The 12,035-nt window shown below is 43.8% G+C and carries 7 protein-coding genes and 1 pseudogene; 6 read left to right on the top strand and 2 right to left on the bottom strand.

Translation table 11 applies throughout. The features are described 5' to 3' along the window. Positions 1–155: 155 nt before the first annotated feature. A complete protein-coding gene (locus tag L3V37_RS03815) occupies positions 156–1,760 on the bottom strand; it encodes a S8 family peptidase (protein ID WP_237305866.1) in 1,605 nt (534 codons plus the stop codon). A gap of 394 nt (positions 1,761–2,154) precedes the next feature. Here L3V37_RS03815 and L3V37_RS03820 point away from each other — a divergent pair. The 4 genes and pseudogenes from L3V37_RS03820 to L3V37_RS03835 form a co-directional block, all read left to right on the top strand. Further along, positions 2,155–2,421: pseudogene (locus tag L3V37_RS03820) on the top strand (IS1-like element transposase); the annotation flags it as partial. Positions 2,422–2,849: 428 nt separating this feature from the next. Next, positions 2,850–5,501 carry a DUF2235 domain-containing protein gene (locus L3V37_RS03825; RefSeq protein ID WP_237305867.1) on the top strand — a complete coding sequence of 884 codons (2,652 nt, stop codon included), beginning with the start codon at positions 2,850–2,852 and terminating at the stop codon, positions 5,499–5,501. Beyond that, positions 5,491–6,144, top strand: coding sequence for a hypothetical protein (locus tag L3V37_RS03830; protein ID WP_130546400.1), 654 nt, complete (start codon positions 5,491–5,493; stop codon positions 6,142–6,144). The genes L3V37_RS03825 and L3V37_RS03830 overlap by 11 nt, the downstream gene beginning before the upstream one ends. 696 nt (positions 6,145–6,840) lie before the next feature. Continuing rightward, positions 6,841–8,214: a carbohydrate porin gene (locus tag L3V37_RS03835; protein WP_130546514.1), complete on the top strand. Its 1,374-nt coding sequence runs from the start codon at positions 6,841–6,843 to the stop codon at positions 8,212–8,214. Between the two features lie 63 nt (positions 8,215–8,277). On the opposite strand, the gene L3V37_RS03840 is transcribed toward L3V37_RS03835, so the two are convergent. Next, on the bottom strand, positions 8,278–9,264 hold the full coding sequence (locus tag L3V37_RS03840; RefSeq protein ID WP_005373712.1) for a LacI family DNA-binding transcriptional regulator: 987 nt from the start codon (positions 9,262–9,264) through the stop codon (positions 8,278–8,280). Between the two features lie 235 nt (positions 9,265–9,499). On the opposite strand from L3V37_RS03840, the gene L3V37_RS03845 reads away from it, so the two are divergent. Continuing rightward, positions 9,500–10,939 carry a sucrose-specific PTS transporter subunit IIBC gene (locus L3V37_RS03845; RefSeq protein WP_025767958.1) on the top strand — a complete coding sequence of 480 codons (1,440 nt, stop codon included), beginning with the start codon at positions 9,500–9,502 and terminating at the stop codon, positions 10,937–10,939. Between the two features lie 165 nt (positions 10,940–11,104). Beyond that, positions 11,105–12,028: an aminoimidazole riboside kinase gene (locus L3V37_RS03850; RefSeq protein ID WP_237305868.1), complete on the top strand. Its 924-nt coding sequence runs from the start codon at positions 11,105–11,107 to the stop codon at positions 12,026–12,028. Positions 12,029–12,035 lie beyond the last annotated feature (7 nt).

Consider the following 12,035-nt stretch of genomic DNA (forward strand, 5'->3'; position numbering starts at 1 on the left):
TTTGAAGCAAAAGGCCAATACGTTTGAATAGCGTCGAGCGTCTCCTCTTAAACACTGCATTCCCTAAAGCACAGTATTCCCTAAAGCACAGTATTCCCAAAAGAAAAGCCCACCGAAAAGCGGGCTTTGCTCTCTTTTAGTAACGAGAAGAATAACTAGTAGCTCGCTTGAATGCTGACACCGCTATAGTTTGAGTAACCTTGAATCATGACGTGATAACGTCCACTTTGCGTCGCACTGACCGTACATGTTTCATTGTTACCGTATTTGAAAGGTCGGCAGTCCCATGCATTCAGTGCTGGTTTTGCTCCAAAACGGAGATACAAATCCGCATCGCCACTGCCACCATACATTTGTACGGTTAAGCGCTGCCCAGCTTCTACATCAACATAGTAATACGCTACTTGACCAGTTGAACCACTTAAACCACTTACTGGCACGCCCGAGGTTAATTTGCCTTCTGGGTCCGGTGTTGGATCTGGGCCACCACAGTCTTGGCCACAATCTGCATCCGTTAAGCTATAAAGTAGCTTGTTCACGCCTCCTCTTGTGTCCGTCACTTTTCCGCTAGTTGCGCGGCTAACGATCAAGGCCTCTACTTGGCTTGGAGACAGTGAACGGTTTTCTTGAAGATACAATGCTGCTACACCCGCCACATGTGGCGTCGCCATCGAAGTGCCACTAATGGTTTTGTAGCCACCGTCATACCATGCGGATTTGATTTGTGAACCTGGCGCAAACACGTCCACACAACTGCCCCAGTTTGAAAAACTCGAACGTGCATCCGTGCTAGTGGTCGATCCGACAGTTACTCCGGAAGCAACGCGTGCTGGAGAATAGTTACACGCATCGGCGTTGGAGTTACCTGCTGCAAGCATAAAGCTGACACCTGACTGAACCGCACTTTGCACCGCACTATCCAGAGCGACGGATTGACCGCCGCCTAAACTCATGTTGGCGACTGAAGGTCCGGAAGCGTTCGCAGCCACCCAGTCCACACCGGCAATAACACCAGAAGTAGAACCCGAACCGGTACAGCTCAATACTCTCACGCCGACAAGGTTGACGTTTTTTGCAACACCATACAAGCTGCCGCCAATGGTGCCAGCTACGTGTGTGCCGTGTCCATTACAGTCACTTGCATCTGCATCGTTATCGACAAAGTCATACCCTGAAACTGAGCGACCACCGAACTCAACATGCGCGTTATTCACACCAGTATCGATAACATAAGCCGTTACCCCAGTCCCATCAAAGTTGGCACTGTAGTTGTTATCGAGTGGCAAGTTTCGTTGGTCGATTCGGTCTAGTCCCCAAATGGCATTGGTTTGATTTGCGTCTGCCGAGACTATTGGGTCAAGCGATAGGATTCTGTCTTGCTCAATGTAGTCCACACGAGGATCAGAACGCAGATCTTTTAGTTGCTCAGGACTCAAGTTAGCGACAAATCCACTTATCGAGTGGTCAAAAACCGACTCCACTTGTATCGAATACAAACCAGACATGCGGTCTACGGATTGTTGCGTGAATTGCTCGAATTCCGTTGAATTGCTCACCATCATTTGCGGCTGTTGAAATACCACAATATAGCGATCTGCAATGGCGATGTCGTCCGGTGCAAGCATCAAAGTGGCAGGCAATGTGTCGGGAGCTTGTTGTAACTCTGCACTGTCCGCAATCTCATTGGGTTGCGAAAAAGCGAGAGAAGAATGAAAACAGAGCGCGGAGGTGATACAAAAACTTAGTAGTTTCTTTAACATAAAATGTTCCTTGAAATCATAGTCTTGTTGATTTTTACCTAGTACCAAACTGTCAACACGAAAACACAGACAATCAGCGTAGTGCGTGCTGAAGTGACGTTACACAAGTCAAACTAGACAATGAGCAATCATATGCATAACTGATAATAATTCGCATACTCAGAAACATGATCAATAACCAAGCTTTATTGAAATTGAAATGCAAAGATTCATTTAGACTTAGAGCAAAATCCCTAAAATAGAATAATTCTACACACCTGACATATTGCCTGTTATATGACTTCATCTTACCGATAATTTACGCAATAAAAACCTAACTATCCTTTTATTGGTCATAACTCAAATCGGTTGATAGATGTTAATATAGCCACCTGATTTCTGATGTTTTTAACTCATGGTTACTATCCAAGTTCAATATCGTTTCTGTAATAAAACAGAGCCCGTTCGTGAACATGGAAAAGGGCATTCTGGCTCTCCTCGCTCCAGATGTATCGAGTGTCGAAAGAGCTTTAACTCGATTACGTTTACGAAGCCCGCAAGCCAGATGTAAAAGAAAAAACTGTTGATATGTCAATGAATAGCTCTGGCGTTAGGGAAACAGTACAAGTGTTGAATGTCGCATACAACACAGTATTGAGTACTTTAAAAAATCTCGCCAAGGTAAGTAACCTCAATGCCTTTCGATAAAGCAAATATAAGACTAATTTGTAAACTTGAAAGGCTAGCTGTATTGGTTGAGGAATATGAGGAAAACACTTCCCCATTTAAGAACTGAAACACACCTTTGCCCCTTTATTGGTGTCGTCAAAAAGCCTATGGTCATAGTTAGCCGAGTTTTGCACAAATATTGCTAATGTGAAGAGACAAAGATTTTTCATTAAAAGGTGGTTTTGAATTGATATCGTCTTTGTACCAAGGCTATTTAGGGATTAAAGACCATCAAACATTCTGTAAATGTGCACAGAGCTTGTCTTTTTTAGTTAAAATACCTAAGAAATCAAGCATATTGCATAGCAAAACAATTCACTTGCTTACTGTGTGATTTATGCACTGTTGGTAAAATGTACTTTTGAATTGAAAGTATATGATATGCCAATAGAATTCCCTAAGCCGAAACGGTTAACAAGTGCTGGATATGCCCCAGTTCAGGAGGATGTCCCTCTCGCTCCCTCAACTCCAACCCCAGCGCTCGAACCTGAGCCTGTAGCGGGGTTTGAGTGCCGTATTAAGATCTATGCACCAAAGTCCGATCTGTCTAGCCTGAAATTAGGTGTCTTCTCTCTTAGTAAATCTGATAATGAGGAGAGCGTTAAACGCTGGCGCTCTGAAGAGGCGTTAGACTCGACAAAGTATACCGTGCTCACAGGAGAGTGCCGTGTCGAAGAATCAAAAAAGCTGACTCATGAGTTTCATCAGAATTTTGGCATCAGCACGTCCTTTGACGTTACGCCAAGATCTGTCGGCTCAGGGTACTTTAATGCTGAGTTTATCCCCTTGTTGCCATCTCTAGAGAGCGAGTCTAAATTAGGTTGGTCTTTGCATGGCTTCTATTACTACTTCTACGAAGGTAAGTTGTTGTATGAACTCGATATACTAGGTGACGGCAAGTGGGGTTGGCATATTACTCAATCTTCATCTGATGGCATATCTAACACCCTCGCAAGCAATCAGATTTTTAATTCTCTACTGGTTCCAGTGAAAATTGAAGGAAAAGAACCAGGGAAACAACACATACTCTATTCCCGTGCCAAGTTGACCAACGAACAACTGAGCGAAGTGAGTATGGCTTGGCTCGACGAAAATGCGACACTGATTGATATAGCTCTTCTTGTTTCTTCTTTACAACAGCCTCTTCTACCAAGAGAAACACCTTCTGATATTAACGATACCGCTGCCAAAGAAATTCAAACCCATAAAGTGAATATGAAGGATAATGGACAGCATGAAAGTTGGAGTGACATTGTAGGGTATTACGACCTTAGCCCGAAAGAACTCCTCAAATTAAACCCATCATTCGAACAAGATCCGATGGCTTTAAGAGCTGGCGATGTTCTTATTGTTGAAAAATCGGATGTTGTCGATGAAGCTCAAGAAACCAAAGAATTTCCCTCACCGTTAACGGAGATAAAAGTTGGCGAGAGCTATGTATTAGGTAATACATGGGGGAAGTACAATCAGCCATTGCTTTCTCCGTCAATGAAACACATCTTTGAGCTTCAAGGTGTTTCTCAGACAACACCAGTCCTCAATGTAAAAAAAGTCGAAGAAAAAGTACTACGGATTGGGGTGTTCTTTGATGGGACTGGGCAAAACCATCTGAATGATCTCTACAAAGAAACACGTGGGGTAAAATCACGTACCAATGTGGCACGGCTGTTTGAAATTTATCCATTAGATGATTATACCAATAAAATTTATGTTGCTGGGGTCGGAACTGTGGATGGAGCGTGGCAAAACCCAACCTTGATAGATGAAGGAAAAGATGAGGTCGATCTAGCTCAGGCGTTTGGTGTTAGCCCAAATAAATTAGAGAAAACATGGACGTTCATTGATAGGGCTTATAACCTTGTCGCTGACGATACAGGGGCTTTTTATAAGTGGCAAAACTGGATAAAGCAGTATTTTGATATTGTCGACTTTTTATCCAATGAAGGGAGTTTTGACGGCATAACACACATTGAGTTCGACGTTTTTGGTTTTAGTCGCGGAGCGGCTTTAGCTCGTCACTTTGTTAATGCCGTTAAAGATGGGTTACCTGATTATAATAAGCCGCGTGATGGAGAGTCATTCGGTGAAGTTTTCCCAAACTTATTAGCACACCAAAATGATATCAGTAGCCAGCTTAAACATGGTTACTATCCTGACGAGACACGTACCTGTAGTGTTCGCTTTGTTGGGCTGTTCGATACCGTAGGCTCGTTCTATCTAGCAGGAAACAACGATGAAGGCAATTTTGAACTAGGACTTGATACTAGTTGTGCTGAGCGTGTATTCCAGATAAGCGCTCATCACGAATACAGAAAAAACTTCCCTCTAACGTCACTGCTACCTAGCGATGGCATTCTACCTTCAAACTTTTATGAGGAGGTGTTTGCTGGCTGTCACACAGATATTGGTGGCGGTTATCCTTCAAAAGAGCAGTATGCAAAGCAAGGTTTACCTGAAAGGTATGGAATGCCTCTGTCTGCAACTTATAATCGTGAGTTAATAAAAACAGAATCCATAAGGGAAGATATACAAGCGCAACAGAATGTTTATGGAGCCGCCGCATACAGTGAGCGCCTACACAAGCAAGCTCAAGATGCTTGGAATTTGGAATGCAGCACTAAGGGTTTATATGGTGTTGTGACACTGGTGAATGGCATCCTTTATTATTACGAGTTACAGCCTATTAGCAATGCTCTTTCGGCTTTGCCATTAGAAAGAATGAAACAGCAGGCAGAGGTTGCAGGTGTTAATTGGGATGACGAAAAGCTCGCCTATCAACAAGATTTTAGTCAATTGACAGGAAATGATGTGGCTTTAAAAACGTTGAACGAAAAGTTATTAGCTCAACCTTTAGGAAGCATTGCACCAACACATTGGCAGGGTGAGATTAGCCAGTATGGAAAGGAATGGATACATCGGCCTCATGATGCACTAATCAACGCGGGGTGTGAGACTGCTATGGACAATCTTGTTAACGCGATAACGAAAGAAGGAAACCAACTCAAGCGAGTGGTATTTGATAATGAACTATAGATTTTTAATTGCTGTAAGCGTGTGCTTTTTACTTAATGGTTGCTTTGAGAGTAAGCCAGTTTCAGTTGCGAGCATTGGCAATGCGGGGTCTTTAAGCGGTCCTCATTTTATTCGTGATATGTGGGTTAGTGATATCTATGGTGGAGGTGCAAACTTTGCGTATGGCAGCGTTCAGGGCTGTTGTGCTAGCGCAAGCATTGGCATTGGTATCCCTAGCGCCATAAAAGGTGAATGGGAAAATGGAGTTGGTGGCGGCTCATCCCGTGAAAAGTGGCAAAAGCGTTGGAAGCCCGAATGGGGTAATTTCGATGAGAATTATGATACTAAATGGTTTCGAATTGATGATGTGATAGACACCGAGCTTGCGAAGCAAAAAATAGAGACAATCAACCAATATTACCCAAACTTCAAGACAAATGGAGTTATGCAGGTCTTAGTAAATAAACAGCAAGTATTACTGTTATACAAGTACTCTTGTAATCCCAATAGAAAGCATAATGACTGTACTATCCGAGAGGATGCAGATCCTAATGGTTGGGTACAATCTGCGCCATATAGTAAGACAGGTAATACAAAAGTCGTTGTTTTATATGACGGTAAGGGAGAGGTGTCGGACAAACCATTTACGGATAATGCCCCTTAACCATAGAAATAGCCGATTTTCCATACCTTAACCTGTATAGTTTTAGCCCACTTTCATAGAACCTGACAGTGGGCTTTTTCACTTTGCCATACCTGTAGTTATTTATGGTTTGCTAATGTTCGCTTTTCCGAAAATCATTTTTGTCCAAAAATGAGTTTCGTTAGCTTGAATTAGAATAACAAAGCGCTATTCACAGAAGGTGAAGGGTGTTTATCTCGTCTTAACTGCCTTTCAGGTTGTTTGAAATGAGGTATCGAGATCCGCTTCGATCTTAGTTACTTGCAACCTTAGCTGCTACTTTTCATCAATAAATAGAGATGAGTTACCATCAAGTAGCATAGGGAAGCGCGTGAGCACTATTCTCTCAAATGAACACTAAACTCCTTCTTTGTAGCCTGTCACCTTCAAACTACTTCCTTTAGGGCTAACAATTAACTCAAATGTGCGCTGGTTAATGATTTTTCTGTAAGTAACACAATTGAACGTGATAGAAGTAACAAAATCACCTCTTTGCGGTAACGTTCCCGAAAAGTTTATATATTATCGCCCTCATTGATATAAGTAGTAGAGACGCTCTGAGTCCGAGCGCTCTGAAATTCAGGCTTTAGATGGACATTTAAAGTTACCATAAGTTTGCGATTTTTATTGGGAACGTTTGCAATATGCCTAAGTATAAATTTACGTGAGACTATGGAAATGAAACTACACACTTTGACGATGGCAGTAGCGCTTGGACTGGTTACTGCACCTGTGTTCGCAGCAACAGATGTTGACGCTCTTGAAAAGCGAATTAATGAATTAGAACAGAGACTTGAGCAGACAGAAAAAGCATCCACAGAAGCAAATGAGAAAGCCTCAAGCTTTGAGTTTCATGGCTACGCTCGTTCCGGGCTACTGATTAATGACGATCTGAATGGTGCAGTGGGTACTGGTCCTTACATGACGGCAGCTGGTGCTATTGGCGCTCCAGTTGGGCGATTAGGGGTAGAGGATGATCATTATGTGGAAGCAAACCTTATTCACAAACGTTTTGCAGATGATGGTTCCAGCGCTTTGTTCCGAATCATGTTGGCAGATAGTACGGAAACCAATAACGAATGGACGGCGAGCGAGAGTCAATTAAACGTTCGTCAGGTATATGCTGAGCTAAACAAGTTGAGCATGTTCTCTGAATCAAGTGCGTTTGCTGACGCGACGTTTTGGGCTGGTAAACGATTTGACCGTGATAACTTTGACATTCACTTCTTTGACTCGGATATTGTTTTCTTATCTGGTACTGGTGCTGGTGTGTATGACGTCCAAATGAGCGATTCGTGGAAAGCAAACTTCTCGATCTATGGTCGTGATTTTGGTGAGATTGATAGCTCGTCAACGGATGTTGAAAACTATATCGCGACAATGAACAACCGCTTCGGTAGTTGGCAATTGATGCTGAGCGGCATGACGTCAGCTGATAACAATGATCGCGTAGAAGGCTCAGCGGACAAAGGTTTACATGCGATGTTTGCTTACCATGGCGATAACTTCTTTGGCATGAGTGAAGGCTTCTCTAAAACCGGTATTTTGATGGGTGATGGACTGGGTGCGGAACTTAAAGGCATCGGTTCAAACGGAGATTTGTTAGAAGACGCAAAAGCCGTACGCTTGTTCAGCTATGGTGTAACACGCATCGGCGACAACTGGCGTGTAGCACCTGCGTTGCTAGCAGAACACAGCCAAGATCGCTTTGCTGAAAATGATGAATTTACGTGGGCATCGTTCAACATCCGCTTAGCGCAAGAGTTTACGCAGAACTTTGAGATGGTTTATGAAGGCTCATACCAATACATGGACCTAGACAATGCGATTGATAAAGCAAGTGGCAGTTTTTACAAAGCGACAATCGCACCAACGCTTAAGATGTCTACCGCTGCAGGTTTCTTTGACCGTCCGGAGCTACGTTTTGCAGTTAGCTACGTTGATTGGAGCGAAGACTTGAATGGCTACTCGATTAGCCAGGATGCGGGTGCTGCAACGATGGGTGATGGTGGTGAAGTTCTGTTTGCACTGCAAATGGAAACTTGGTTCTAAAGGGATCTAACCGACAAAGAGTAATAAGAAAAGCGCCAACTGATTTCAGTTGGCGCTTTTTCATTAACAGGACTGACGCTCAATTGTTTTGAAGGTTAGTACCATCTTACTCATTTCAAAACTTCTGTTGGCAATTCTATCTAGTAGCAGTTTTGCACCATTTTCACCTGCTTTATCAAATGCATAGTTAAATGTTGATAAGGTTGGGGTGCACACTGATGCGAGCTCATCATCACCAACTCCTAGCACTAAAACGTCTTTACCCGGTGTTAACCCGAGCTCTTGAATCGCTCTCATCGCACCGATAGCAATACGGTCTGTCGCACAGAACAAGCCATCTAGCTTAGGGTTCTTTGTTAAGTGTTGTTTTGCCAATGAATAGCCAGAATCGATGGTAAAGTCACCACGAGCATGGAAGGCGATCTCAAAACCATGGTGTTGCAGCGCTTGAACAAATCCTTCAGAGCGTTGCTTATCTACCGCGATATCGTCACCTTGCACACCAATAAAACCCATGGTTTGGCAACCTTTTGCAACCAGTCTATTTCCTGCTTCAAACCCTACTCGTGCGTCATCATGAATGATGCTTGGAATATTAAACATGGAACCATCTTGACCGACGAGCACAACTGGGACGGCTGAGTTTTGAATTGCTTTTACCAGCTTGGAATCGAGGTGGGTGGCGTAAAGAATGATCCCTTCAACCCGTTTTTGGTTAAAGATCTGAATGTATTCCAGTTCTTTTTCGTGGGCTTGGTGAGTGCTAGCAAGTAAGACATGTTTCCCTGCTTTTTCAAGGACATCTGTTAATCCATCGACACCTTGGGATGTGGCATGAGAGGAAACCCGAGGAACAATGACACCAACCAGATTGGTCTTTTGAGATTTTAGATCTTTAGCGACTTGGTTTGGCACATAGCCACACTCCGCTACTGCTTGGCGGACCTTCAGTTTTGTCGCTTCTTTTACGCCATATTCATCGTTTATAACCCGTGACACTGTTGATTTTGATACGCCAGCCAGACGGGCGACATCATGCAGACTCGCCATTGTTCCTATCCATTCTGTTTTTCGTTTTTGGGATTGTTTGCAAAGAGAAGATGAAAAGCTCTTTGATAAGTAGCGATTCTAACCTCCTATACTGCTCTTAGGGAGAGAATTTGACGATCATTCTCACATTCTCTCTGCTTTATCTTTGATCATTTGGTTTTATTGAGCAAAAATCTGTTTTGCAAACGTTCCCGAAAATTTCGCAAGCTCAGATAATAATCCAATGGGGTATGAAATGAATTATCCGGCAGTAGCAAAAGAGTTGTTAACTCTATTAGGTGGTAAAAGCAACATCACCGCACTTGCGCATTGTGCGACACGCTTACGCCTTGCCGTTGCAGATGAGCAAAAAATAGATGAACAAGCGATTGATAGCCTTGAAGGAGTAAAAGGGCAGTTCAAAGTTGCGGGTCAGTACCAAATCATTTTTGGATCTGGCATCGTAAACCAAGTTTATGCAGAAATGGCGAAGTTGACGGGGATGAGTGAAATGTCCACCAACGACGTTGCGTCTGCTGGCGCAGAGAAACAAAACATTGTTCAGCGCGCGGTGAAAGGGCTGTCTGATATTTTCGTTCCAATCATTCCAGCAATCGTCGCTGGTGGTTTGTTGATGGGTATCTATAACCTATTGACTGCCCAAGGCTTGTTCATTGATGGAAAATCTTTGATTGATGCCAACCCAGGACTGACAGACTTGGCGAACATGATCAACACGTTTGCAAACGCTCCGTTTGTTTACCTGCCCATTCTGTTGGCATTTTCAGCCAGCAAGAAGTTTGGCGGTAACCCATATTTAGGGGCGGCGCTAGGTATGTTGATGGTTCACCCTGACTTGTTGAATGGTTGGGGGTTCGGCGGCGCATCTGTGTCTGGCAACATTCCGGTTTGGAATATTCTTGGCTTTGAAATCCAAAAAGTGGGTTACCAAGGTTCAGTGTTACCGGTTTTGGTATCGGCATTCATTCTTGCGAAGGTTGAGCTAGGCTTACGTAAAGTCATACCTTCTGTTTTAGACAACCTTTTAACGCCATTACTGGCGATTTTCATAGCGGGTTTGCTGACGTTTACTGTCGTCGGTCCGTTCACGCGTGATATCGGTTTCCTATTAGGTGATGGTCTGAACTGGCTATACAACACAGCTGGCTTTGTTGGTGGTGCGGTATTTGGTCTTATCTATGCTCCATTTGTTATTACTGGTATGCATCACAGCTTCATTGCGATTGAAACGCAACTTCTTGCGGATATTGCGACGACGGGCGGCACCTTTATCTTTCCTATTGCGGCGATGTCTAACGTTTCTCAAGGAGCGGCAGCGTTGGCGGTGGGCGTGATGAGCAAAGATAAGAAGATGAAAGGTATTGCGATTCCATCGGGTGTTACGGGTTTGCTGGGTATTACAGAGCCAGCCATGTTTGGTGTTAATCTAAAACTACGTTACCCATTTATTGCGGCAGTTTGCGCTGCGGCGTTATCGAGCGCGTTCATTACAATGTTTAATGTGAAAGCTCAGGCATTGGGTGCAGCAGGTCTTCCAGGCATCATTTCTATTACGCCAGAGAAGATTGGATACTACATCGCGGGTATGGTGATCGCGTTCTTGACCGCATTTGTTCTCACCATTGTTCTTGGTATGCGTGACCGCGCTAAAGTCGGTAGAAAAGCAGCGGCTTAATCTGAAATCCTTAAGGGTGGAGTCCCCAAAAATCCACTTCTTTTCCTAAATGTTTGGGGTGCTAGCCAAGCACTAATGGCTTGGTTAGCCTTTTTCAATTTTTACTTGGTAGTGAAGGTGTTCAACACGTTGGACTATCAGGGCTTTAATTTCAAGGTAAGCAAGATGAATCAAGTGTGGGTAACTGGTGATGCAGTTGTCGATCTAATACCGGAATCTGAGACTTCTTTACTCAAATGTCCCGGTGGTGCACCAGCGAATGTCGCCGTAGCAATTGCTCGTCTATCTGGTAAGAGTGCGTTTTTTGGACGTGTAGGTGATGACCCATTTGGTCGCTTCATGCAATCAACGCTAGATCAAGAGGGCGTGTGCACGGAGTTTCTCGTTAAAGATCCTGAGCAAAGAACATCAACAGTGGTGGTGGATTTAGACGATCAAGGTGAGCGCAGCTTTACGTTTATGGTAAAACCGAGCGCTGATCAGTTTATGTCTGTTGAAGACATCCCTAACTTTAAGCAAGGTGACTGGCTGCATGTTTGTTCGATTTCACTGGCAAATGAGCCAAGTAGAAGCAGCACGTTTGAGGCGATCAAAAGAGCAAAAGCCGCTGGTGGTTTCATTAGCTTTGACCCTAACTTGCGTGATGAAGTGTGGCAAGATCAATCAGAAATCCAAGCTGTCGTAATGAAGGCTGTAGCGATGGCTGATGTGGTTAAGTTCTCTGAAGAAGAGCTTTTGTTCTTAACTGACTCAACATCGATGGCACAAGGTTTACAACAAATATCCGCTTTGAATATTGCTTTGGTCTTGGTGACACAAGGTGCGAAAGGCGTTTGGCGCGTCTTTGAAAGTCAGAGTGAGCTGATCACAGGTCAAGTCGTTAGTCCGATTGATACCACAGGTGCGGGTGATGCTTTTGTCGGAGGGCTACTGGCATGTCTGTCTCAACATGACGATTGGAAAAATCATCCTGTTGTTAGCTCTGCGACTCAATGGGCAAATGGCTGTGGTGCATTAGCGACGACGCAAAAAGGCGCAATGACCGCGCTTCCAACCCAGACAGAATTGCTGCAATTTATTGGGCAATGATCTTCAG

Origin of the sequence: Vibrio sp. D54 (genome assembly GCF_021728075.1) — a bacterium.
Taxonomy (GTDB): domain Bacteria; phylum Pseudomonadota; class Gammaproteobacteria; order Enterobacterales; family Vibrionaceae; genus Vibrio; species Vibrio alginolyticus.